We start from the raw sequence: 24,927 nt of genomic DNA on the forward strand, positions 1-24,927 counted from the left end.
CAAAAAACCAAGACCAAAACCGCCGCGTGGTTATCGTTGTGTCTGACACTCACCCCATGTAACGCTAAGTTGTGCCTTCTTGCCAGAGGGCTATATGTAGCTCTCTCCTACATAAATTCAGACGTAAACCTTAATTAAATCACCACCTACATCTCGATACTGCCCTTGTTCCACCCCCTTACAAAAAGACCTCTGCGCCCTCCCTTTGGGCGTGAATGTCTTTGGGGATTTTTATTATATATGGTCAAAATGCGAGTTCGGCTTGGCGTGATTTTGCAAACGCAAAATCATGCCAAACGTCACTGTCTGAGCATTTTGAGTATATATAAAGATAAAGAGACAAGAAATGAAACCCGACCTACTCCAGGCCTTACTAGCGGATTCTTTGGGCGGGGATGCCGACGTAGGTGCCTTCTGCGATGCAGTCTTTGACGACGACAGAGTTTGCGCCGATTTTTACGTCTGAGCCGACTTGGATAGGGCCCAGAACTTTTGCTCCAGCACCGATAAGGACATTATTAGCCAACATCGGGTGGCGCCTTCCACCATTTGTGGATGTGCCACCAAGGGTAACTCCGTGATAGATTTTGCAGTCGTTGCCGATGACGGCGGTTTCACCAATCACTACTCCTGCGCCGTGGTCGATCACAAATCTTCTTCCAATTTTGGCTCCTGGATGAATTTCAATTAAAGTCAGCCATCTTGAAATTTCAGCAATCAAGCGTGCAATAAAATACAAACGGTATGTATAGAAAAAGTGGGCGATTCTATGACAAAAGATCGCTCGTGGGCCTGGATACAGCAAGGCGATTTCAAACAAGCTTTTGGCACTTGGATCAAATTTTCTATAGGCTTTTAAAAAATCTAACATAATGATTAGAACTACATGATCTTTAACTGTAGTTCAATCAAAGGTTTATAGGATGGTGCGATTAGCAGACCACTTTGCACCCACTGTTGGGCTTCTGTAGTTTTACGCTGCGAAAGTAAGGATTTGGCAATTCCCGAATAGGCACCCACTTCAAAAGGATCCCGTTCGTTGACCTGTCTCCAATACTTTAAAGAGCAATTCAAATCCCCTTTCTCTTCACAAAAATGAGCTTGCAGAATCAAAGGCAAATTATGTAAGGACTTAGCGTCTGAGCTTAATGCTCGTCCAATCAGTAGACTCTTTTGATACTGTTCACCCATTTGACTTAAGACCACAGCTTGCGCTCCATAAACCAAGGGCTCAGTAGAAAACTTCTCTGCGGCCTTCTTAATAGGAGCCTCAACAATATCTCCCATAAAACCTATTCTTTGATAACAAAGCGATGAATACAGTAAGGTGTTCATCTTATCTTTAGGAAGTTCACGAAAAACTTGCGCACAATAGGCCTCTAAGTTTTTAGAGTCATAGACATATTCGTAGGCACTTCTACGGATTTGCGAATAACCGTAAGGATCTCGTTCAATGAAAGCTTCAATTCTTGCTGGAACTGTCTTTTTTAAATCAGGAATCTTTAAGGCCAGCCAAATACTAATAATACTCAACTGGTCCTTACGATCCGAATTGGTCAACATATAGTTTTCTAAAAGTTGCTGAGCTCTTAACAGCAACAAAGAGTCTGAGTTGATCTGCCACTGCTCAATCAAAGATAAGGCCATAAATAAAGGAATATGCCCCTCATAGTAACCTCTCACATAGGCTCCAAAAAAATAGTCCCAAGCCTCTTGAAACTTTTTTTGTGCTAAATACAAATGTCCAAGGTTCACCCACGCTGCTAAAAAGTTAGGATTTTTACGAATGCTTTGAACAAAAAAACTTTCTGCCATTTGGTAGTTCTGATCAATCAGAAAGCTTAACCCCTGAACCGTCAACCATTCTGGTGAACTTTGAATGTCTGTCGGAGCCTGACTTAACAGGTCTCTGGCATATACTGTCTGACGCTCTTGATTCAATACAAGGGCTGCCATTTGAATAAAAAATCCTGGAGCCTGTTCTGAGGCCGTACCACTTTTTACTACATTCTGAAAATGCACATAGGCTTCGCTCAAATCTCCTTTTAAAAAGCCAGCATGTCCCTTTGCTAAACTCTCTGCCACATTGATCTCTGGAGACCGTCTTTCCATGATCATCATGTAGGCGTAGTAAGTTCCCACGGCCAAGCTAATGAACGCCAGCATAGACATTACAAATTTAGGGAAATTAAAACTGTTGGCACGCGCATTAGGATGTACTGGCCTTCTAGCGGGTGGAGTTTTAAAATTAAGAGGAGCAATATCAGGATTGGGATTGGTTTTATCAATGGCATTCAGGGCTGACAGCTCTTCGGTGTCATCCATTAAGTTCGTACTCGTCAGTTGATCTGTCGCATCCTGAGTATTAGAAGACATCGTCTTAGTGATTTCACCAGCTGAAGCCGCATTAGCTTTGAGAAGCTCATTGCGAAAAAGTTCAATGTCTCTGACAAAGGCCCAATTTCCAAAAGCCGCAGCAATTTCATCAATAGCAACCACTTGTCTTTGCTTGATCTGTTCAAAGACTTCGTTTTGCGAGTAAGGTCCCGTGATATATGTCGATGATTTTACAATCCATACTTTTTCATCTGGCCCAAAAGAAGGATTCACAATTCTCTCCTAGTGTTTAAAATGTCTCACTCCTGTAAAGATCATATTAACACTTAATTCCCTCGCTTTGGAAATAACTTCTGCATCTTTTATGGACCCTCCAGGCTGAATAATCCACTTCACATTATTCTGTGCCGCCAATTCTATCGAGTCACTGAACGGGAAAAACGCATCACTAGCTAAAACCAAGTCCTTTGCCTCAGGATGAAATTTTTTAGCTCTCATAAAAGCCTGTTCCATAGCATCAATGCGACTGACCTGTCCCATACCTAAGCCCACCGTCTTGGTGCCAGAACAAACGGCAATCGCATTGCTCTTTAAATGAGCACACACTCTCCATGCAAATTTTAAGCTGTCTAAAATTGCAACTGAAGGAGTTTCTCCATGCACCACCCAAGTTTTTTCATCTACACCTACTAGATCAGGAGTTTGCACCAAGAGTCCTCCCATTACCGATCTGGACATTGGTCGTGTTTTTTTAAACTCCATCATTTCAGGCCACTCTAAAAGACGTAAATTTTTTTTCTTCGCAAAGACCTTTTGTGCCTCATCACTAAATTGAGGCGCAACAATACACTCAACAAAAATACCAGCCAGCAGTTCTGCTTGGTCTTTGTCTACAGTTTGGTTTAAGGCAATGATTCCACCAAAAACACTCATAGGGTCCGCAGCTAGTGATTCTTGCAAGGCTTGGGTCAAATCCTCACTTTGGCTCACTCCACAAGGATTGGTGTGCTTTAAGCTCACTACTGTGGGCTTTTCAAATTCTTTCAGAGCATCAATAGCCGACTGAAGATCTAAAATATTATTATAAGAAAGTTCTTTACCCTGAAGAACACGAGCATTGTGCAGGCCCTTAATATCTGTTTTGTACCAACTGGCCTTTTGGCTAGGGTTCTCTCCATACCGAAGCTCAGACACTTTATGAGCCCCAAGAGCCCATTCTTGATCCGCAAAAAAATCAGTGCCTTCACTCAACCAAGCCGCAATCTGACTGTCGTAATAGGACGTATGTTTAAAAACTTTGGCCGCTAAATACTTTCTTTGTTCTAAAGTGGTTTCAGTTTTTAATAATTCGTAATCCGCAGGATCACACATCACATTGATGCGATCAAAGGACTTGGCCGCAGCTCTTAAAAAAGACGGTCCACCTACATCCACAAGCTCGATCTGTTCATGAAAGGCTAAGCCTTTAGCAATCCCCGCCTCAAAGTCATATAAGTTTCCCACAACAATATCAAAAACGCTTACGCCAAACTCTTTTAATGTCTGCGCGTCCCCTTCGTGGTCTTTTCTGGCAAGAAGTCCCATGTGAATATTGGGATGCAAAGTCTTAACCCTGCCGTCCATCACTTCAGGAAATTGCGTAAGTGCACTGACGTCTTTCACCTCAACGCCCAACTCTCGAAGGGCTTTGGCTGTTCCACCCGTGCTGTAAACTTCATCTTGATGTGTGTTAAAAATCTCAGCTAACTGTTCTAAACCTGATTTGTTATAAAGACTGACTAAAACTTTGCGTCTCTTGGCCATATTGCACCCCTATACGGCTCAGCATCGTTGAAACAAAAAGATCACTGGGTCTTTGCTTACCTTAGGAACTGTGCCGCAAAAATATTGATATCATCATTGGTTAAATAAATCCCACCACCAAAGAAAGGATTAAACTCACGTCCCTCTCTTTCTAAGATAGAATCACCACCACCGACTAAATAAATTCCTTTAAAGATATCCCAACGAGCAAAGGCTCTTAAATTGGGGTCATCAAAATCAAACATTTCCAAAGAAAGTTTTAATGAATTGTTAAAAAGACTGTAATCAAACCCAAAACCACCCGAGGACTGGATCAATCCCCCTCTAAGGGTAAAGTTATAAAAGTTCTTTGCAAACAAAGCCGTAATTTTAATTTTATTATCATAATTCACAACTTCTCTGACTGTGGCATCCGTAGACACTGGCGGAGCCCCCGTTGTTGTTGTGGTCTCTACAGTTTTAGATTTAATGCTTCCATACGGATCTTGAACAATCCCCAAATAATAATAGCGATCTAAACCTGGCTGAATCTTTAAACCAAAATAGGTCTGCATCTCTCCAGCTTCAGCCATATACTCTGTTTTAAAGTCAAATGTGGTTTCTAGATTTAAAGCCCCACCCAGTACACGGTTTAAGTTGCCAATGGCTTTGTTGATCCCTTCCACAGTCTCTTCATCGTTTAAGAGTTTACCTATGGTTCCCTCACCCTCATTGATTTTTGTGGTGACCTCTTCGATGTTAGCTAAAGAACGATCCAGTTTTTCCATACCACCTGTGACATTGCCCCAAGCTTTTTGGAATTCTTCTCTGCCATTTTCACCAAAAGCAATCTTAAGAGTGTCTGTGACTTCTTCGATGCTATCAATAATGCGGTTAATACTTTCTTTGTTTTCAGAAGATACAGACGCTAGGTCTGCTGTCAGTTTTTCAAGGTTAGATACAATTCTTCCAATAGGAGTCTCGTCGGTCCCTTCTACTGTGGCTTGTTTAAGAGCAGCAGCCACTTCTTGCAAGGCTGAAGACACTTTGCCCACTTCGTTCATCACAGTGTCTAAAGACCCTGCCATTTGCACGTTTTTAATCATGGCTCCATTTTCTAAAAGAGGATCGTTGAGGTCCCCCCCGTATATGGCCACAAACTTATCACCCAAAATACCATTGGATTTGATTTCAATCACAGCACTCTCGGTAAGGCCCAAATCGCTCTGCACTAAAATATCAATCTGTGCTCTGCCATTGACTAAACGAATATCGTTGATGATACCGACCTTAACACCAGCGACCTTCACTGCTGTATTTTTAATCAAACCACCAGCGTCTTCTAGCATAAACGAGAAGCCTTGGGTGGAGCCTAATACAGTGGGACTTTTTGAGAGCTTCACACTCAAATACAAAACAAAAGAAAGCGATACCAAAACAAAAAGACCGACCTTGAGTTCTGGAGTATTCAGTCTCATTTCTTAACCCCTTTAGACACAAATCGACTGACCAAAGGATGATCAGTACTTAAAAATTCAGCAGGTGTCCCTCTCATAATCACTTTGCCCTCGTGCAGCATTATGATTATATCTCCAATTCTAAACGCAGCGTGCAAGTCATGAGAAATCACCACTGTAGTCGCATCCTCAATTCCTTCATGGGTGTTTTTAATCAAATCATCCACCATTTCAGTTAAAACAGGGTCCAATCCCGTTGTGGGCTCATCATACAAAAGAATTTTAGGGTCCAAAGCAATGGCTCGGGCTAACCCCACTCTTTTCCTCATCCCACCACTTAATTCTGCAGGAAGTTTGGCATAATGTTTAGGGTCTAGACCACACATTTCTAACTTTTTTCGTGCAATCTGTTCTCTTTGTAAAAGGCTGAGTTCCCTACGATGCTCTTTTAAGGGGAAACAGGCATTTTCAAGGGCCGTCATATCATCAAAAAGGGCCGCGTATTGAAACATCACTCCAAAGTTTTTCAGAAATTCGGCCGACTGCTTAGGCGTCATCGCATTTAAATCTTGTCCTAACACTTCAATAGAGCCTGATGTAGGTTTTAGCAGTCCTAAAATGTGCTTTAAAAGCACGCTTTTTCCCGTACCACTAAACCCAATGATCATTGTGATTTTACCACGAGGAATATCTATATCCATCCCATTCAGGATATACTCACCGTCTTCACTAAAGCGTTTTTTCAAATCACGAATTTTAATCGCAATGTTATCATTATAAGGGGCTACATCTACGTTTTCTGTACTCATCTTTGCCCCACCTATTCCACAAAATGAAAATATAAACGAATGAAATTTGTTAAAACATAACTGGCGATAATGATGGTCACCATACTGACAACCACACCACGATTGGTGGCCTCACCCACTCCTCTTGCTCCACCTTTTGTATAAAAGCCTCTGTGTGTACAAATCAAAGAAAAAATGAGTCCAAAGATAGCGGCCTTAAACATCCCTTGATACACATCACTAGGTTTAATCCATGATTGGATCTTATCAATAAATAGAGCCCCATCGACTTCTAAAACATACACGGATAAACCGTATGAGCCTAACATGGCGATAAAATCAAAAAATCCACACAAAAGAGGCAGCACCACAATCGAAGCTAAAATTCTTGGCATCACCAAGTATTGAATGGGGTCCACTCCCATAACTCTCAGAGCATCTATTTGTTCAGAGACACGCATGGTCCCAAGTTGTGCTGCCATTGCTCCACCTGCTCTTGCTGAAACCAGAAGCCCTGTCAGCACAGGACCCAACTCTCTAAAAATACCAAGAGCCACAGTAGGTCCCACCAAGTCAGACATGCCCACCATGCTAAAACCCAACCAAATTTGGAGTGATAAGGCCATGCCCGTGAACATCCCCGTTAAAAAGATGATACTCACTGATCCTGTTCCCACAAAATCCATGTGCTTAAAAAACTCTTCCACTCTGTAAGGTCGGGCAGGGATGGTTTTGAATGCAGAACCCGCAAAGATAAAGAAATGACCTAAGCCATACAAAAAGGCCTCAATCTTTAACAATTGAATCAGATGACCTATGTACCTCAGCGGTTCCCCCTAAAATCTCTCTTCTTAGTCGACGGCTCAATCTTACTACAAATTCATAGACAATGACACCACACTTTTCTGCCAAGGACTCTAGACTGATATTTAATCCCGAAGGGTCTTGGCCCATCACCGTAGCCTCATCTCCGATCTGCACCTCATCTTGAATGTCAGTCACATCTACCATCATATAATCCATACAAATTGCGCCCACTGTGGGAACACGATGGCCCTTTAAGATGACATGACTTTGTCCCGTCAGCCTGCGCGAGTACCCATCTGCATACCCCACAGGCAAGGTCGCAATGACAGAAGGACGCTCTGCCGTCCATAGTCCACTATAAGATACCGTCTGCCCCGCAGGAATATTCCGCAAAGAAATCACAGGGGACGCCAACCTGAGAACGGGTCGCAAACCAATTTTTTCTGCCTGAATACCCAGCAACCACAGGCCTGGTCGAAGACCAAACTTCATCTTTGCAGGTTCATTTTCCAAAGCCTTTGAACTGGCAATATGAGCAAGAGCGTCAGGGAAGGCCTCAGCAATTTCATGAAAGACGGCATACTGCTGGGCACTGCTCGCGCCTTGTTGTGGCCAATTGCTGGCATCTAAAAAGTGAGTGAACACTCCCTCTAACTTTAACTCTGGGTACTCAAGTAGCTTCTCTTTTACAACACTGACCTGTTCTTTTTGAAACCCTAAACGGCTCATCCCTGTATCAAATTCCAAATGAATTTTAGCAGATGTTTTTTTTGATCGCAGAAAATCTCCCAATAATACTAACTGAGCTATAGAAGAAACCACATAGGTCACATTTTGTTTAAAGATTTCTGGCAATTCATCTTCAGTAAAATGATTAAAAAGTAAAATGTCGCGATCTATTCCATTTTGTCGCAATTCAATGGCCTCTGACAAACGAGCCACCCCAAAATATTGCACACCCATACACTGTAACGCGTGGGCAATGTGTACCGCGCCACCCCCATAAGAGTTTGCCTTCACCATAGGACAAATAAAAGAACTTTGGGTCTTTGATCTGATCCAATCCATATTGTATTTTAAACTTTCATAACAGATGTAAATGATCGACTCAGCATACTGCATCTTCATCCCCCTTGCCCAGGCTCAAAATCAGGAACGAAGTTATCACCTTTGGACATCACAAAAAGTTGCGAGGAGTTTTCTTCTGCTAACACCTTCTGCGAGGCCGCTAACATCAAATCCTCTGCATCATAGGCTGAGGACGGATATTCAGAGATACAAATTGTTGTTGTTAAAGCAAATTCTTTCTTTAAATCATTAAAGTACTTTGCTGTTTCTAACATTCTTTTTAAACGTGTGGCCTTCACTTTTAAGTTTTCAAAATTCATATGAGGGAAAAGGACTGCAAACTCCGCTTCTCCCATTCTTCCCGCAAAGTCTGTTTTACGAATAGCCTGATCAATCACTTTGGCTACCATCTTAAGCAATGTTCTGTACCTGTCGGCATTAAGTTCTTTTTTGATGTTTTGCAGATGATCCACACTGATATATACGTAAGAGGCTGGGAGTTTAATTCTTCTTGCTCTAGCCACTTCTAAAAACACTTGTTCAGAAAACGTTCTTTTATTTAGACACCCTGTAAGTTCATCATGTCTTTCCAGATTATGAATCTTTTCTTTTAATAACACTTCCGAAAGCCAGCGTACAATCACTGCCTCACAAGCGCGAAAATAAGACTCTTCTTTTACGGAGGGTGAAACACCCACTAAAGCAAAAAGACCTCGCACTTGGCCATCCACCTTCAAAACTGATGTCGCAATTTTCTTTTCATCCACCGCATTTTGCACCATCTGCACAAAAGGACGGTACTCATCCATCCTTAATAAATCCTTTTGCGGATCAAATAGACGATCTTCTGAAAAGTTGAGCCCCAAACCTCTGACCTTTTGAAATGCCACTCCTTCAGAGTGGGTGGCCACTAGGGACGCATAAGCTGACATGTATTTAAAATAAATGACCGCATCACATTCAAAAAAATCATAAAGCTCGTTGGTGTATAATTTGATTGCCTCATCATAATGTTCAATGGCTGTAAGTCGATCCACCCAATTGACAAAACGATTAAGCACATCGTTATTGCCCCCACCAGAAAAATCATTGATGTCAATGATCTGTTCTTCATTTTTAAATCTAAGGGGCTCATCTTCCAAAGTGGAGGCCCCCGCCACACTTTTCTCTACCTGATAGCGCAATAAGAGCTGTTCAATGCCATTATCCAATAGGGCCGTTAAAACTCGTGTGGTGATCTTCCCTTGCGGAATGACTCCCTTAAAATTCTTTAAATGTGTCACTGTTTGATCTAAATCTTCAGGCAAACCTAAAAGATAAAAGAAGGTTTCAGGGAAAACTTGATTTAAGGTTGGCAAAAGTCCATGCAGGGTCACCAGAGTGTGATCCAATAAAATGATATGTGGTGGAAATTCTTTTCCTGTAGCTTGCAGCTGTTCTAGTCCTACAAATACTTTTACTGTATACCCTTCCACCGCCATGACCGTCATAAACCGATGCGACACACTGGCGTCACTGGAAAGTATCGCGATATTAAATGACGGTCTGTATCCTGCTATCTCTACATTCATGGTGGGGGTTACGCAGCTCTCTTCTTTATATTTCTAACCATTAAGAGCACCTAGAGGCACTCTCAATGATCCACTTTTTTATAACTTACAATTCTACTCTGGGAGGCTTAATAGCTCCACTTTCTTCGTTGGCTTTCAGTTCATTCTTTAGATCTTCATCAGCCTGATCCATTTCCATATCAGACATATCCAAATCCAGATTATTCAACTCTTCGGTCAACTCTTCGATCACCTTGGTCCAATCATTTTTCGATGATACAGGTCTGAATTCTCTTTCTGTCTCTTCAGCAACCACAACCTCAATCTCTTCTAAATCATTGAGATCTCCAAAAAGATCCTCAACGTCGCCTTCAAGATCATCAGCAAAGCTACCAAAGGCCGACTTGGCCTCTTCTAAGCTCTCTGAAACCAAAGTCGAACCGTATTGGCTCGCAGGAGTTTTAACTACACTGGCCACTTCATCCACACGACTTACTGCACTCTGGCCTGTGGCCTTGACAGCCCTCTCTGTGCTTTGTAATTCAACGGCGGCGGCATCACCCAAAGAACTCTTTGCCGTGCTTGAATCTTGCCCTGCATCCTCAACTACTGGCGTGAGGCTTAAGCTTTGAGCGAAGTCCACATCAATATCTTCTTCTTCGATTTCAAAAGCAAAAGTCTCGGCCTTAATCGTTGTGCCTGAGGCCTTCGGCACTTCTGGTGTCACTTGTTTGGCTGACATTGGAGGCGCTATTGTTTTTACTTCTGGCTCTGGGTTTTGATTTTCCAGACTAGGTAGGGCTGGTAAACCTGACATCACATGCGAAGGGCTCTCTGCTTGAGGCTCGTCCTGTGTATTGAATTCAGAAGCCTCATTAAAAGCTTCATCAATTGCATGATCTAAAGTGTTAAAATCGGTAACGATGTCTTTGAGCAGCTTTTGATCTATCTCGCCCAAAGACACAAGATCCAATCGTCCTTTCAATGAAGAACTGATAAGACTCATCTTATTTAATTTATCTCTTAGGTTCTGTACTTTTAAAACTGACTCATATCCCGCAAAATCAATTTCACTTTGTTCAGCAGTTTTAGGTTCAAAAGCTTTTACATCCTCAAAGGCCTCTGGTTCTTCTTGTAAAAGCATAGGTAAGGCCACCAAGAATCCCAAACCTAGAAGCATTAAAATCAAGGGCCACACAGCCATTCCTACCAAACTTTTTTGTTCTGCTCTAAAAACATAGTCATAACCATTTTGACGATGATGCAACCATGCTTCACCCTCATGAGTGTACAGCTCTCCTTCAGGAATGGTTTTGATCACTGACGACGCCTTTTGCGCCATGTACTCCTTGCGAGGATGTAAAATGAAACGACCTTCACCATCTAATACAACAACATCAGGTGAGATTCTTCCATAAGGCACGCGCTCAAGATCCAAAACCCCCACAAGAAGTCCCGTCCCAATAGCGGCGTCATTCACGGCCGAGGCCATCATCACTACGGACTGACCTGACTCATCAAGCCCTGCCATCCATACGTACGAAGAAGATTTGACCGCTTCATAAGATAGTGTTTGCATTCTTGTCACTATATTTTCAGACAGTTCATTAGAGGCAAAGTCCTTGGACTTTAACCACTGCTTTTCATAAGGTGTATTTTCATCATCTGTTACCGAGTAAAATCCTATCAGATCAAACTCTGCTTCCATAAACGCAGCATGATCAAACTCTACACCTTTATTACTTTTAAGTTGGTAGTTGTAAGACCACTGTCCAAGTTTAAATTTTATTTGTTTAGAATACTCTTCAAAAAAGGATTGCGTCAGTGTCACCGAAGTCTTGGCTTCGTTAAAAGTTGTTTTATTTAGCAGCTGATGGCCAAAAAACGCAAAAGACACCGTTGCCCATGCTAAAGCTAATCCCCACAATAAAATTTTGTATGTTTTTATGCTCATAATTATTGCCCCTTAACCCTCTTAAGCTTACCGACACCCTTGGCTAAGGGCATAATGCAGCGCAGTCTTTCTTTAATATATAACGCGCCTTCGCCCAGACCTTATCGACACGCTTATATCTATAGCACTGGGCTTTTTTCAGTCTCTACCGACAATTTCTTGTGCTTACTCGAGGATCAGAATATTTATGTCTCATGAATAATTTTGACTTTATTGTTGTCGGGAGTGGTCTAGCGGGGCTCAGCTTCGCCCTTAAAGCAAGTTCTTTGGGCAAGGTCGCCGTGATCAGTAAGTCTCAGCTCATGCAGACCAATTCATGGAGAGCACAAGGGGGTCTAGCTGCGGTGATCTCGCACACTGACTCTTTTGAAAAGCACATTCAAGATACCTTAATTGCGGGTGATGGACTGTGTGACATCCCCAACGTCAAACGCATTATCGAAAATGCGCCCGATAGGATCACAGAACTCAAAGATCTGGGCGTAGAATTTGACTCCGTGAATGGGCATTTTGAATTGGCCCAAGAAGGAGGCCATAGTCATCGGCGCATTCTGCATGTGGATGATCACACGGGCCAGGCTCTCCACTCTCACTTTATTAGACTCGCTCAAGAGCATCCCCAGATCACTCTTTTTGAAAACCTATTTGTCTCTGAACTCATCAGCGAGCCCCATCCTGAAAACCCACTTGCCACTGAACTCACTAACGGTTCTCATTCTAAAAACCCATTTGCCACTGAACCCACCCGCGATTCTCATCCTGAAAGCCCATTTGTCACTGAACCCACTAGCGATTCTCATCGCTGCACAGGTGTTAAAGCCTTTAACTCCGAACACGAATTTCACTTCAGAGCCCCTTATGTTATTTTAGCCACTGGCGGCACAGGTAAATGTTTCCTTTACACCTCGAACTGGAGTGGCGCCACAGGCGATGGCATCATCATGGCCTACAACCTCGGCGCCCAAGTCAGCAATCTAGAGTTCACCCAATTCCATCCCACATGTTTGTATCACCCCATGGCTCGTAACTTTTTGATCTCTGAAGCCTTGCGTGGTGAGGGCGGACGACTACTTAACAGTAAAAATGAAGCCTTCATGTCTAAATACCATCCTCTTAAAGACTTAGCTCCCAGAGACATCGTTGCTCGTGCCATCGACCACGAAATGAAATCCACAGGGAGTGATTGTGTTTGGTTGGACCTGGCTTATCTTAAGAATCCTGCCCTCCAACAACGATTCCCCAAAATATATGAACGCTGTCTTGAGTTGGGTATAAACTTTTTAGAGCAACCCATTCCTGTTGTTCCCGCCGCTCACTATATGTGTGGGGGGATCTTAGTCGATGAGCACTGCCAGTCTTCTATTGAAGGGCTCTACGCCATTGGCGAATGCGCCGAAACAGGCTTACATGGAGCCAATCGCTTAGCGAGCAATTCCCTCTTAGAATGTTTGGTGACCGCCGAATTTGCCTACAAACATATCGCCAAGCAGTTCAACTCCCCCGCAAGACCCCACAGTTCTCAAAAGCACCAACTTCCCATCCCTTCACAGTTCTCTCTTACGGATCACAACAAACTAGATCACCGCCCAACACATCCAAAAGAATCTTTACAAATCACCTTTCAAAACTCCGACAAGATGGACCAAGACCACGCATCACTTCCCCCCGATGGCGACTCACACAAACCCCATCTTCCAGAGGATGTTAAGATTCATATCACCAGCCTCTGGGATGAGACGCGACAAATGATGTGGCTCAATATGGGGATCATCCGCTCACAAAAATTGATGAAACGAGCCCAAAGAAAAATTGGTCATATTTTAGAAGAAATTTCTGAGCTGCAAACCGAATCCCCAGCTCTCATCTACGACCCTCACTTTATGGAGCTCAGTCATATCGCCCAAATTTCGGCTCTTATGATAGAAGCCGCCTTATCGCGCCACGAAAGCCGAGGTTGCCATTTTGATCATAATTTTCCCAAAAAAAAGGCAAAAGTTCAAAAAAGCATCCAACAAAAGGGCAAGGCGATTGAATACATTGAGATTTAAACTATGATAGAAACTGAGTGCACTAACCAGGAGAACCTCATGTCGCAACAGCGAGAAACTTTTGTTTCTTTTAATAAACACTCTATTTATATCAAAGAGTGGGCGGCTCCTCATCCTAAAGCGACCCTGTTTCTGATTCACGGTCTTGGTGAACACAGTGGGTCTTATGACAGCGCTTGCAAAGCTCTCAACGAGCGAGGCATCACTTGCTTTGCGGCCGACCTGATTGGTCACGGTCAAAGCTCTGGGCAAAGAGGCTACACTCCTAGCCTTAATGAATTCGTAAGACTACTTGAACATGTCACTGACCATATTGTAGAGAACTTTCAAATAGACAAACTCCATGTCTTTTCTCACTCTCTAGGAGGTTTGATCCATCTGACCAAATTGCAATCAGGTTCGGGTTTTAAAAATCAGGTTTCAGCCATTTTTTCTAATCCATTACTAGGAATCAATGTCGACATCCCACCTTGGAAGATCACTGTGGCCAAAAATATGGCTCATTTTTTACCTCGACTGGCAATGTTCAACGAGATCGACCCTAGTGACCTTTCCAAAGACCCACAGATGCAAGATGTCTACACCAGTGACCCGCTACGACACACCAAAATCAGCGCGCGCCTTTTTGTAGAGATGCAAGAGCAACTCAGTGACTTGGAATACCAGACACCTAATTTTAATTTACCCACTCTAGTGCTGCTTTCGCCCTCAGATAAAGTCTGCAATGCTGAAAAAACCCAAGATTTTTTCACCGATCAAGAGTTTGCTCAAATTGAACTTTTTCCGCAGTCTGGACACGAGATTGTAAATGATTTAAGCAAAGAAAGAGCATTCGATACCATCTCGTCATTTGTTTTAGGAGTACAATCATGAGCTTTTCTTTATCACCCTACAAAATCATCTTATGCAGTATTCTACTTTTAGGCGTAGGTCTCTCTGGGTGTGCCCACAATGAACCTTATAACCAACATCTTGATGAATCTTGGCAACCTCCCACATTTAAAGATTACTACAAATCCGTGCGCAAGCAGACCCATCGCCAACAAAAATACAATGGCTTTTACAACCAATTTGATCTTTCCATCACAAATCTCACTGAAAATATTTTGATCAAACAATTAAAACTCGAAGCCCACAAATCCCAATGGAAGCCCGAACAGGCCAACAAAAAATTAAAAGCTCTTGATGAATCTCTAAATCACGAGTCTAAGTTTTTCGTCAGTGTCTTTACACCTAAGTCCGACGATAACAAGCTTGATATGAAATCCGCAGGCTGGGTGGCCATACTGTACTTTGACGGAGAACGTTTTGATGGACATTTTCAAGCCACATCAAAAAACGCCCACTCCTTAAAACTTTATTACCCTGACCATAACATTTGGAGCAAAGGCTTTATCCTTACCTTCCCCGTACCTGCCAAAGAACTTATGGGCAAATCATTCCAAGTGAAGTTTTCCAACCCCTACGGCGAAGCTGTCTTTCAATATTAAGGGGCTAAGCTAATGGGGCCCACGTCTAAACTGAGCCAAACTCCTTCGGCTGGATAAATCACGTGGGTGTGGATCTCACTTTGTGGGTAAATCAACTTGAGAACTTCCTTATAAAGTCCCAACTGAAATGCCGCTTTCTTGAGATGATAGGAGCTTCCTGTTTTATAATCAAAAATATGAATATTATGATTTTCATCAAAACCCCAAAGATCAATCTTTCCTGAAAGTAAAATCTGCTTATCCAATATAGAGTTAAATCCCCATTCAGGCTGACAGTGTTTCAATATCTGCCGCATATTCGGTTCAGATATAGATGAGATCTCTAAGATCATATTATAAATAACTTCTGGATCACTCACCACATAGTGAGCCAAGTAGGATCTCAGGTCTTCGTCACTGATATTTTTACTATGAAGTTCAATAGCTTTGTGAAAAATATCTCCTATATAGGGTTTTAAAAACTGATCCGCAAGAAGAGAAGAATAAGTTTTGTTATCGGTAAGTATTTTACCAAAATCCACCTTGGATATATTCAGTCTTTTCTTTTCCTTAAAATCAAAACCTTGAAATTGATTTTGAGCCATAGCCTCTACTAAAGCAGATACACTATAAGCTCTTAACTCCGTATCTCGGCTCGCCTTCACATTCAAAACAGATTTATCATAGACCAACTTGTCTCTATGCAAAATCTCCACATCCTCCCCGACTTCAAACTGCAAGCACTGAATCTCTACGTCGGAGTCTTTGATGGTCCCTCCCATCCCAACACTATTACCCTCTTGCACTCCTATATATTGCCAAGAGGTGAGCGCAAAACTATTGATATCAATAATATGAAATAGACTCTCAGTGGATGCAAATATCTTTTCTTCCCCTGTTTTTTTATCCACACTTTTCTTCACCACACCAGATATATACAGCTGCTCTTTAGCACGAGTAGCCGCCACATAGATCACACGCCTAATCTCTTTTTTTTCTGCAAGAATTCTTTCTTTATGAGAAAAATAACGAATAACAGTGGCCTTCTTTTCTGCATCCTTGATGTCCAAAACTGGAACCACAAAAACACCTGTGTCTTTAATCTTTTCAAAATCTGCAACATGGCTTAACGCACCTTTTTTACCCCCACCCACTAAAAACACATATTTAAATTCTAACCCTTTTGAGCCATGAATAGTAAAGAGTCGCACTCCAGATTGAGACTCTGAAAATACAGCTTCTGATTGCAGCTCTTCGTTTTCTGCCGAGTTCAAATCCGAAATCAAGTTTTCTAAAGTGTAGGCGTTACTCTCTGAGCGTTTACATATATAACTGTAAAGCTTCATCAGATTGGCCATACGTCGAGCCTGATCTATCCCATCATAGCCCGAATTTATAACTTTAAGTTCATGAAAGTATCTCTTAAATCCTTCCACATAGTCTTTAGATTTAAAAAAAGCATAGAAGTCTTGGAGCTTTTGTACCGCAGGATGGGACTTGGTTTGTAGCACCGAACTCCACAAACTCCATTCTTGCCTTTGGTCATACTCATCACACCAAGTTTTTAAAATCTCGTCCTCCACTTTAAAATCTTGTGTCCGTAGGAGTTTAATCATTTCCAAATCGTTATGAGGATTGTGCATCACCTGCGCAAAACATAAAACGCCTTCAATCTCTGGTCGAGACAAAAATCCACCAGAGAACTGCGCTAAGCACGGAATGTTGTTTAAGGTCAATTCCTGCTCATACTCTTGTAATACATTTCTAGATCTTGCTAAGATACAAATATCTTGAGGTAACACTCCTGAATCCTCTAATTTTTTTATTTCAGAGATAACAAAATTCTTCTCAGCATCTGGTTCTGTAAAGTAACGCAAATTAAACCTTGCGGGCTCATTCTTATTCACTTCTTCAGCGGATTTCATCGGATTGAAGGATTCACGAAACTCTGAGGACACCTCTTCAAGGTGCTTAAAAAACTCATTCATCCCAGCCATCAGATTAGGATGTGAACGATAATTTATATCTAACACTCGATCTTCAATACCTTCGTCATTTTGGGCGGACTCCCACTCTTGAGTGAATAAAGAGGCTTCGGCTCCTCTAAATAAGTAAATGCTCTGTTGTGGGTCACCCACTTTATAATAACTTTTACCTTTAAGTAAAATTTCAAAGATTTTATTTTGTATAGGACTGGTGTCCTGATATTCATCAATATACCAACAGTCCCACATATCAATATAGTCTTGGCAGTCATCTTTAAATCGTGTCAAAATTTCTAACGCTAACTCTTCAACTTCATTCATCAACACGATGGAATTTTGAATCTTGTACTCTCGTAACTCTGATTCGTATTTTTGATAAAGCTCAAATAGCAAGGCGTTCACCTCGCATACTTTAGGAAAAAAACTCTTATCAAAATATTTGCTAAAATGTTCAGGTTTTAAATATACATCTTTAATGTCTGCAAAGGCTTGCTTAAAATTATTAAAACTCTGCAAAGCCTCTTGATCCAACTTTGCCCCTCGAATAGAAGGAGTTTTATCAAATGTCTCTAAAATTTTAAAAAACTCTCCTAGGTCATTCTTCATCAATGCCGCGTTGAGTGCCACCTTGATCCCTTGCACATAGACTCTGGCTTTATCTTCATGACTACCAAGACCAACAAGGCTACTTTCAGAAAAGTTTAAAATAAATTTCACTGATTCTGAAAATTCCTCCATAAACATCTGATAGATTTCATTTAAATCATCCAGTGTTGCAGGTCGCTTTAAACTTTCTCGGTGAACAGATAATTGATTACACAGATCTAAAACTTCAGAAAAAGAAAAATGATCATAGAGCTTAGAGTAAGGTTCTTCTGATAGAAATTTAAATAAAAGCCTTTTTTGATAAAAACCCAAATGACTTTCTGAGACTATCCGCAGGTTAGGGGAATATCCCAATAAATGAGCCTTTCTTAAAATGATCTGCACACAAATTCCATGAATGGTCGTGATATTTAGATTTTCCGAATAGGCAAATCGTAAGAGGTCTTCAAGGTGGGTTTCTATATACGATTTATATGGGCTTTTCTTTTCAAACTCGGCTAGCTGGTGTTGATTCTCGGGTTGATACCTTTGATATTGCAATGCCACTCTGTCTTTGATTTCGTTAGCCGCTTTACGAGTAAAAGTGGTGCCAATGACTCTTGGCGGCCGTCCCAACTCCTGCTGATATCTCGCAAAAGTCTCTAAAATATGTCCCACAAGGTTAGTGGTCTTCCCTGCTCCCGCCCCCGCATTGACAAACGTAAACTGCGCAGGAATTTGTTTTTTATCTTCTACACCTTGATTTAACACACTCTCACCTTTTTAAACCCACTATCTTCGTCCACTCTACGTTGGCCCCATTCACTTCTTACACCACCACCAACCAACTAACTAACTAACTAACTAACTAACTAACTAACTAACTAACTAACTATCTATCTTATCTATTTTCCAACAAACTTAGCTAAAAGCTTTTCCCTATTTTTTAAAAATCCACGTTAATTTGATAAAGATTTCCGTCTCTATCCTTCACCCAACTTCCAAATTTGTTATCCATAATATCTGTGATGATCTTTTTAAAATACACTCGATACTCCTCAATGATCTGTGTGAACTTTTCTTCAGTAACACTCGCTTTCACCTGATGATGTAACTTTCGTTCCAGATATTTTTCATCCTGACCTTTCAAGATTAACGCTGGGACTTCTTTAAATTGAGATTTAATGGACACATATAACAGGCCCGCAAGTTCTCCAGGTAAATCCAAAATCCCATCTTGAACGATCATGGCATAAAGAGGCATTTGCACCTCAGGACTGGACACCACATTACTGGGCAAAGAATCTGCTTTACCACTTTTGTAGTCAAGTATGTATAGACTTCCCTCACACTCATCAACGCGATCTATGGTGCCTCGAAATTTGATTCGTCCTTCGTCATGTTCTTTATAAAATCGTAAATCTTTCAAATCAAAATAAGCTTCAAACTTTTTTTCTAAACCAATTGTTTTTGCACCTGTTCTATTCTTACGTTCGCGATCGGCCTCAATATACGTACAGATGTCTTCGGCATATCTGGCAATCTGTAATTCCACTGCCTTGGTGTTAGACCAGTACTGGTACTCATCCTTAGATTTTTCTTCAATAAGGCTTTGAATGGTCTCTTTCGTAATATTTTTCTGATCCAAAAACTTAGCTAAAATTTCATGGAAAACAATTCCTGAATGTTTGGGCGAAGGGTCCACTCCCAAAGGATCTTCATCTTTGATTCCTAGCACATAAGATAAAAAGTACTCATAGGGTCTCTCTATATACATTTCCAAAGAAGAGGCCGACAGACTCTTAAGTTTAAAGCTTGTCATCTTACATAAGTTGACTTCCCTACGTGTGTCGACAACTTTTGGATTCTGCACTTCCAAATCATTCAGACTTTGCACTCTAGCACCTTGTTTTTCCAAATTTTGAATGATCTGAGAAGGCTGCTGAGAGGTACCAATAAAATCAAATTCTGGAACCATAAAATAATTCGTTAATCCTTTGTGTGCATGAGTTCGTAGGGCTTCCTCAAAGGCCTTCATAGGACTCATACCTTCTAAGTTAAATCCTAAGTCAGAATAAATCTTCTCCACCTCATAATCAGAAAGATACGCAAATAAAGATTTATCGTAATCTTGCCTTGTACAACTTAAAAATATATTTGTTTCTCCTTGTACCCATCTGGCTTCCTCTAGAGTGTAGAAGTTGATCTTCTGACTCCGTAGCTCAGGAGAGACCTTATCTAGCTTCAAAGAAACAAATTGCAACCATGAACTTACATCCATTTTTATATTTTTAGGTATTTGTAAGGCAATGGGATAGAGCTTTCGAAGAACCTTACTGAAACGATCTGGATCTTTGTGTGAGGATAGGGTGACATCCAAAAATGTCAAAAAACCAATTGCCGTCTCTGGAACCATAAAACTCCGCAAGTGCTCATTGAGTTCTAAAAGTTTTTGACTGTCAAAAAGTTCTGAAGTGGCTCTTTGGAACTCCACCTCGTTTTTAAATTTGTCTTTTTCATCACTCCAAATTCTTTGCACATCAGACTGCTCAAAACTACCTTCTTGCAACCTAAGAGGACTTAAAAACGCATTCACTTGCTCTCTAAAACTCTCTTCGTCTGTAGCCGTAGATTTAAATTCTGACTCAAAAAAAATTTCTAAAATATCTTTATAAAACCATTTCGTTTTAGGAGCGACAATGTTGATACTCTGTGAATCTAAACTCTTCTTATAAATCTGCAAACACACCTTAATCTCATCAATAGGACTCACCACTTTAACGATTGCATTTCTATTTTCCGTTTGCACTTGCGCCAGTGCATCTACCTGCACCTGTGTTGACGCAAACTCAGAAGGAGGATTTACATGCAAAAAATCACTCTCAAATTCCAAATCTACAATAGTCCATGCGTGAGCAAGCTCAGAAAAAAACTCCTTTTCTATATCCTTAAGATTTTTATAACCCACAATGTACAGAGTTTTATTCTGCTTCTCTAGCTCAGGTAAATTCAGAAACAGCCACCCCAACGACCACGCAGGTAACACCTGTTTGGTTTGCAGAAGATTATCCCAAACGCTAGTTAAGAAACCGTAAATGTCACCATAGTTTTTCAAAAAAAGATCATCGTTCTGTATAAACTCTTCCAAGGCCTCTCGGTACACATCCCGACCCAAAATAGGTGCAAAGATGCTGATATAATCTAGTGCCACATCAATAAATGCTGTGTACTTTTTGAACTCCCCTTGCGAGCTTAGATTCATCTTAAGCACCAAGCTCAAAAGGTCTTTATCTAAAAATTGTATCTCAGGGGCTAGCTCTTGCACCTGTCTGGAAAAGAACTCATTGAGCCTAAGAATGCTCTGGTCGGGAACTGTTCCAAACCGTAAAGCCAGTTTTTCCACCATACTCTTTTTAAACTCCAGGCTAGGCATAATGAATAAGGGCATGGCTGTCTCAGTATGAAACACTTCTTGGACCATAGATTCGAGAGATGAAAAGCTCTGGTTTAAAATAGGCATAATCCAGTATTTTAATTTTATTTCCTCGATATTCAATCACTTCTAAGGTCTAAAAGACGGTGCATAACAAATTTGGGCGTTAAAGCTTTAAGAGCTTATGTCGATAGATACTTTGATGTGGCCAAATAAAGAGAAATTACTCATTGTGTCTTTGAATAATCACTTTTTAAGTGAGATCCAATCTGATTTGAATCAGAGCTTTGAAATCCAACGAGCAAACTCCGAACAAGTGGCCTTCTTCCTTATTCGCGAAGCAAATATCCGTTTAATCCTAGTGGATTTTGACACACCTATTGGTAACGTCGTTCAGACTTTAAGAAAATCTTTTGGTTATGACATTGCTCTTATTGGATGTGGCCAACCTTCTAAATCAGCCATCGAACAAGCTTTTAGAGCAGGCTGTGATTACTACGAATATCGAAACAGCAACGTTGAGCCTCGCCTTAAACTTACTCTCTTTGCATTAAAGAAGAGATTGGATCGCACTCAAGCTCTAGATCAACGCAAAAATGAAGCAAGAAAAGACACTCGAGCGCGTATTACTCTAGGCCCCATTGAAATCTTTCCTAACGATTACTTGGTGCACGCTCACGGCAAAGCTTTAAAGACCACACCTATTCAATTTAAACTTTTGCTTTCATTTTTCACCAAGACCGATGAGCTACTCAGTCGAGAATGGCTACAGGAAAACATTTGGGAAGATAACCCTATCTCTCATCGTTCTATTGATGCTCATATTTCTAAACTTAAAAAGATCGTGCCTGAACTCGGCCCAGCCCTAGTGAACATCTACGGCAAAGGCTACATGCTCAGCTCTGCCACTCTACAAGAGTTCGGCGAAGAGCAAAAGCAATCCGCCTAAAACCCCTATTGACATAGATATGAGAACTTAGCTTTTTGGTGCGCTTGTAGTGCTGGTGAAAATACAATTTGATTTTGCGAAGCTGAAAACGACCAAGAGATTCCTGCAGGAATATAATCCATTTGGAATGTACCAGACTCAGGAACACACTCAAGATCTTGAACCGCCACATGTCGGAATGAAGCTTGGTTGACCACATTTTTAATATTACCAGCTTGAGTTGTATAATTAGCAGAACAGATGCTTCCCACAGTTCCCACCATGAGCTTACCTTTAGCAATTTGGCTCAAAGTCTCTTGGCTCACACGTGCTGGCGAACTAGGATTTGTCATCTCCATATAGAAGTAACCAATGTTAGCATCTATATAAGAGTTGTTATTCTGTCCTACTTGTTGCGAACGACATTGAGCTGTATCTGTCACAATCGCATGGGCACTCATAGTGTGAGTGTCACCTAAGCGTCCTAAAACATATTCAATCAAAGTGGCAGGATAATCCCCACGAGTAGGCAATAAACTGCTTGGGTAACCAGGAATATTAAAAGCCGCTAAACCTTTTCCTCTTACATCTTCATCTGTCAAAAAGATAAAAGCAATATGGCTTCCCGTTCTAAAGAATTTACCTTCATTACGATCCACCGTTTTTAAAGCCGCATAAATCCCGCGCTCATCCCCTGATGGGCATTTAGACTCCACAAACCCTGCCGCCTCACAGTCCAAAGTCTCTTGACGTTGGATACGGCTAGCAAAAAGCCCTTGAATATTTCCATTATCATAGTCTGTATTATCTAAATACAACTTACCGTTACCAAATTTAATCAATCTTCCGTCTTGTAGGGCCCCTTTTTCTAATCCACCTAAACTCTTTTGTGGATTAAGACTGGATGTCACATCTGTTGTGGTAATACCGATTCTATAATCTAGCCCTGCGATGTCTAAACCGTGCACTAAAGTAGGAAATGCGGCAGCCATTTTGGTCTGCTCCACATACATGGACCCTGAGTTGTCCACTACAAATAAAATATCTACTTTTCCCGAGTTCACTTCTTGCTTTACCGTACGAGGTGGCTTTTGTGAAAATTCAGTCTCAGTACAACCCACTGATGCGATTGCAGCTAAAACTACGATTTGGAAAACAACTATTAACTTTTCCATAACCTTCTCCTCTTAACCACTGATAATCCAATACTTATGCCGTAAAACGCCCTTTCCCATGCCAACTCTAACTATTTGATTTTACTTGTCTTTTTTATGATCCAGAAACCCCTATCTAAAAGGCCAAACTGATAAACTAAAATACAGCAGTGACAATTTACGCCCAACCTGCGGACCAAGCGCCCCTCACACACCGTTTCTAAAGATTATCCCAAACGCTTCTCCCTCCCTCTGCCACACACAGTAGCAAAACCACACCTCTACCTTCTGGAAATCACATCGACCTAGTACCTGTAGCTTTCTTAAGCCTAAATACTGGGACTGAAGTCTGACTTCACTCAAACTTTGCCTAAATCTCCTAGGGAAACTTTAAATTTTAAGTTAGAATTTTGGAATGTTACAAAAAATCGTTGGTATTTTAATTATTGGTCTTTCAGCTTTTGGTTTATTTGCTCTTCTTCAAGGTGGTGCACTGAATAGCAAAAAGACAGCAAAAACCAAAATTGTCTTTGGAAATAAAAAAGCTGAATTTGTTGCTCCTTTTGATTTGAATATCCGATGGAGAAAAGACTTTGAAGAGCTTGTTAAAGATGGCGAAATCCCAAAGGCATGGGGCTCAGTAAGAGAAGTAAGGTTCATCCCTTTAGATAAACCCTTAGTCAAATTGGTGGATAAACTGATTCCTCCACTTATCGTAAAGGCTGATGGTGGATATATTCTTGAGGTGACCCTCATGGCTCACATCGGTGATGACGGCAACACCTATGTGATCTTTCAACATAACCTCTTAGACGTCGAACACGAGAACACCGTATGGGAGTTAAACAGAAACTACCCATTGATTGCGCAAAAGCAAACTTCATCTCAAAAAGAAAACTAGCGTAACCGCAATCTTATTTTAAAGTCTGAATCACTTGTTGCAAGCGGCTCAAATTAGAAGTCCAGTCAGAGATGATCAATTTATCTCCAGCTGAAGACACGGCAACTGCACCATCACGAGAATAAAGCGCACGAATACTCTTTTCCATATCGAAGGCTTTACCCTTTGGAACATTTAAAACTAAAGTGGCAAATCGTTCTGGTGTTGTAGAAAATTTTGTATCATAGATAGTTTCTATTCCAGATTTTAGAGCTTCTTTTGCCGCCACTAAAGACACTTCAGTTTCTGTTTCAATCACCGCAACACCTTCTAAAGATAAGGCTTTGGCAATAATATGTTTAGCGGCATCTGCATTAACATCTTCAGCTTTTATGTTTATTGTTTTATTGGAAAGTCCAGAAGCCACAACAACAGGCTTATTATAAATCTTTGTTAAAAGCTTCATCTGTGTCGAAAGAGATTTATTATTCACATCTAAAGAGACACCACCCGCCCATGCTGTGATTGAAACCAATAGTGTTGAAAGTAATAGTACTAGAAATCTCATGATTTATGACTCCTGTTTAGGTTAATGAACTGTGCACCCAAGCACACACATAGAAACACTAATACAACAATGAAGTCTATAAGAAGTTTCTCAAAATTAAAAAGCTACGGAATAAAAAGGCAAAAAAAAACCTG

18 protein-coding genes are annotated in these 24,927 nt (G+C 41.1%); 5 read left to right on the forward strand and 13 right to left on the reverse strand.

Annotated features, from left to right (window positions below):
- Positions 1–373: 373 nt before the first annotated feature.
- The 9 genes from cysE to M9899_10195 all read right to left on the reverse strand — a co-directional run bounded on the left by cysE (position 374) and on the right by M9899_10195 (position 11,743).
- Complete coding sequence (gene cysE, locus M9899_10155; GenBank protein ID MCO5114522.1) at positions 374–871, reverse strand: serine O-acetyltransferase; 498 nt, start codon at positions 869–871, stop codon at positions 374–376.
- Positions 872–882: 11 nt separating this feature from the next.
- Complete coding sequence (locus M9899_10160) at positions 883–2,610, reverse strand: hypothetical protein (protein MCO5114523.1); 1,728 nt, start codon at positions 2,608–2,610, stop codon at positions 883–885.
- Between the two features lie 9 nt (positions 2,611–2,619).
- Positions 2,620–4,140, reverse strand: a complete 1,521-nt coding sequence (gene purH / locus M9899_10165; protein ID MCO5114524.1) for a bifunctional phosphoribosylaminoimidazolecarboxamide formyltransferase/IMP cyclohydrolase — start codon at positions 4,138–4,140, stop codon at positions 2,620–2,622.
- A gap of 56 nt (positions 4,141–4,196) precedes the next feature.
- Positions 4,197–5,597, reverse strand: coding sequence for an MlaD family protein (locus M9899_10170; GenBank protein MCO5114525.1), 1,401 nt, complete (start codon positions 5,595–5,597; stop codon positions 4,197–4,199).
- Positions 5,594–6,385 (reverse strand): ATP-binding cassette domain-containing protein, encoded by a 792-nt coding sequence (locus M9899_10175; GenBank protein MCO5114526.1) that lies wholly within the window; start codon positions 6,383–6,385, stop codon positions 5,594–5,596. The genes M9899_10170 and M9899_10175 overlap by 4 nt, the downstream gene beginning before the upstream one ends.
- 11 nt (positions 6,386–6,396) lie before the next feature.
- Positions 6,397–7,164 carry an ABC transporter permease gene (locus tag M9899_10180; GenBank protein ID MCO5114527.1) on the reverse strand — a complete coding sequence of 256 codons (768 nt, stop codon included), beginning with the start codon at positions 7,162–7,164 and terminating at the stop codon, positions 6,397–6,399.
- Positions 7,151–8,299 (reverse strand): alanine racemase, encoded by a 1,149-nt coding sequence (gene alr, locus M9899_10185; protein ID MCO5114528.1) that lies wholly within the window; start codon positions 8,297–8,299, stop codon positions 7,151–7,153. Before alr ends, M9899_10180 begins: the two co-directional genes overlap by 14 nt.
- Positions 8,296–9,810 (reverse strand): GGDEF domain-containing protein, encoded by a 1,515-nt coding sequence (locus M9899_10190; GenBank protein ID MCO5114529.1) that lies wholly within the window; start codon positions 9,808–9,810, stop codon positions 8,296–8,298. The genes alr and M9899_10190 overlap by 4 nt, the downstream gene beginning before the upstream one ends.
- Positions 9,811–9,895: 85 nt before the next feature.
- The gene (locus M9899_10195; protein MCO5114530.1) at positions 9,896–11,743 is read right to left on the reverse strand and encodes a hypothetical protein; all 1,848 of its coding nucleotides are present in this window, start codon (positions 11,741–11,743) and stop codon (positions 9,896–9,898) included.
- Positions 11,744–11,937: 194 nt separating this feature from the next.
- Between M9899_10195 and nadB the strand changes: the two genes are divergently transcribed.
- Genes nadB through M9899_10210 form a run of 3 tightly spaced genes read left to right on the forward strand, consistent with a single transcriptional unit; the run spans position 11,938 to position 15,281 of the window.
- A complete protein-coding gene (nadB, locus tag M9899_10200; GenBank protein ID MCO5114531.1) occupies positions 11,938–13,791 on the forward strand; it encodes an L-aspartate oxidase in 1,854 nt (617 codons plus the stop codon).
- A gap of 39 nt (positions 13,792–13,830) precedes the next feature.
- Entirely contained in the window at positions 13,831–14,664 is an 834-nt protein-coding gene (locus tag M9899_10205) for a lysophospholipase (protein MCO5114532.1), read from the forward strand.
- Positions 14,661–15,281, forward strand: a complete 621-nt coding sequence (locus M9899_10210) for a hypothetical protein (GenBank protein MCO5114533.1) — start codon at positions 14,661–14,663, stop codon at positions 15,279–15,281. The genes M9899_10205 and M9899_10210 overlap by 4 nt, the downstream gene beginning before the upstream one ends.
- Here M9899_10210 and M9899_10215 read toward each other — a convergent pair.
- Both M9899_10215 and M9899_10220 read right to left on the reverse strand, forming a co-directional pair.
- The gene (locus tag M9899_10215; protein ID MCO5114534.1) at positions 15,278–18,601 is read right to left on the reverse strand and encodes a UvrD-helicase domain-containing protein; all 3,324 of its coding nucleotides are present in this window, start codon (positions 18,599–18,601) and stop codon (positions 15,278–15,280) included. The two genes, M9899_10210 and M9899_10215, sit on opposite strands and share 4 nt — an antisense overlap.
- A gap of 175 nt (positions 18,602–18,776) precedes the next feature.
- Positions 18,777–21,236: a PD-(D/E)XK nuclease family protein gene (locus M9899_10220; GenBank protein ID MCO5114535.1), complete on the reverse strand. Its 2,460-nt coding sequence runs from the start codon at positions 21,234–21,236 to the stop codon at positions 18,777–18,779.
- Positions 21,237–21,447: 211 nt separating this feature from the next.
- On the opposite strand from M9899_10220, the gene M9899_10225 reads away from it, so the two are divergent.
- Positions 21,448–22,212 (forward strand): winged helix-turn-helix domain-containing protein, encoded by a 765-nt coding sequence (locus tag M9899_10225; GenBank protein MCO5114536.1) that lies wholly within the window; start codon positions 21,448–21,450, stop codon positions 22,210–22,212.
- Positions 22,213–22,217: 5 nt separating this feature from the next.
- Here M9899_10225 and M9899_10230 read toward each other — a convergent pair whose 3' ends face one another.
- The gene (locus M9899_10230; protein ID MCO5114537.1) at positions 22,218–23,366 is read right to left on the reverse strand and encodes a VWA domain-containing protein; all 1,149 of its coding nucleotides are present in this window, start codon (positions 23,364–23,366) and stop codon (positions 22,218–22,220) included.
- Between the two features lie 394 nt (positions 23,367–23,760).
- Here M9899_10230 and M9899_10235 point away from each other — a divergent pair, with 394 nt between their 5' ends.
- On the forward strand, positions 23,761–24,246 hold the full coding sequence (locus M9899_10235; protein MCO5114538.1) for a hypothetical protein: 486 nt from the start codon (positions 23,761–23,763) through the stop codon (positions 24,244–24,246).
- A 13-nt stretch (positions 24,247–24,259) separates the two neighbouring features.
- On the opposite strand, the gene M9899_10240 is transcribed toward M9899_10235, so the two are convergent.
- Positions 24,260–24,793, reverse strand: a complete 534-nt coding sequence (locus tag M9899_10240; protein ID MCO5114539.1) for a hypothetical protein — start codon at positions 24,791–24,793, stop codon at positions 24,260–24,262.
- Positions 24,794–24,927: the final 134 nt, after the last annotated feature.

The sequence above is a fragment of the Pseudobdellovibrionaceae bacterium genome, from assembly GCA_023954155.1.
Classification (GTDB): domain Bacteria; phylum Bdellovibrionota; class Bdellovibrionia; order Bdellovibrionales; family UBA1609; genus JAMLIO01.

Coding starts and splice junctions, on each gene's coding strand:
- cysE (MCO5114522.1), bottom strand. CDS start 871: ATGTTAGATTTTTTAAAAGCCTATAGAAAATTTGATCCAAGTGCCAAA.
- purH (MCO5114524.1), bottom strand. CDS start 4,140: ATGGCCAAGAGACGCAAAGTTTTAGTCAGTCTTTATAACAAATCAGGT.
- M9899_10170 (MCO5114525.1), bottom strand. CDS start 5,597: ATGAGACTGAATACTCCAGAACTCAAGGTCGGTCTTTTTGTTTTGGTA.
- M9899_10175 (MCO5114526.1), bottom strand. CDS start 6,385: ATGAGTACAGAAAACGTAGATGTAGCCCCTTATAATGATAACATTGCG.
- alr (MCO5114528.1), bottom strand. CDS start 8,299: ATGAAGATGCAGTATGCTGAGTCGATCATTTACATCTGTTATGAAAGT.
- M9899_10190 (MCO5114529.1), bottom strand. CDS start 9,810: ATGAATGTAGAGATAGCAGGATACAGACCGTCATTTAATATCGCGATA.
- M9899_10195 (MCO5114530.1), bottom strand. CDS start 11,743: ATGAGCATAAAAACATACAAAATTTTATTGTGGGGATTAGCTTTAGCA.
- nadB (MCO5114531.1), top strand. CDS start 11,938: ATGAATAATTTTGACTTTATTGTTGTCGGGAGTGGTCTAGCGGGGCTC.
- M9899_10205 (MCO5114532.1), top strand. CDS start 13,831: ATGTCGCAACAGCGAGAAACTTTTGTTTCTTTTAATAAACACTCTATT.
- M9899_10210 (MCO5114533.1), top strand. CDS start 14,661: ATGAGCTTTTCTTTATCACCCTACAAAATCATCTTATGCAGTATTCTA.
- M9899_10220 (MCO5114535.1), bottom strand. CDS start 21,236: ATGGTGGAAAAACTGGCTTTACGGTTTGGAACAGTTCCCGACCAGAGC.
- M9899_10225 (MCO5114536.1), top strand. CDS start 21,448: ATGTCGATAGATACTTTGATGTGGCCAAATAAAGAGAAATTACTCATT.
- M9899_10230 (MCO5114537.1), bottom strand. CDS start 23,366: ATGGAAAAGTTAATAGTTGTTTTCCAAATCGTAGTTTTAGCTGCAATC.
- M9899_10235 (MCO5114538.1), top strand. CDS start 23,761: ATGTTACAAAAAATCGTTGGTATTTTAATTATTGGTCTTTCAGCTTTT.
- M9899_10240 (MCO5114539.1), bottom strand. CDS start 24,793: ATGAGATTTCTAGTACTATTACTTTCAACACTATTGGTTTCAATCACA.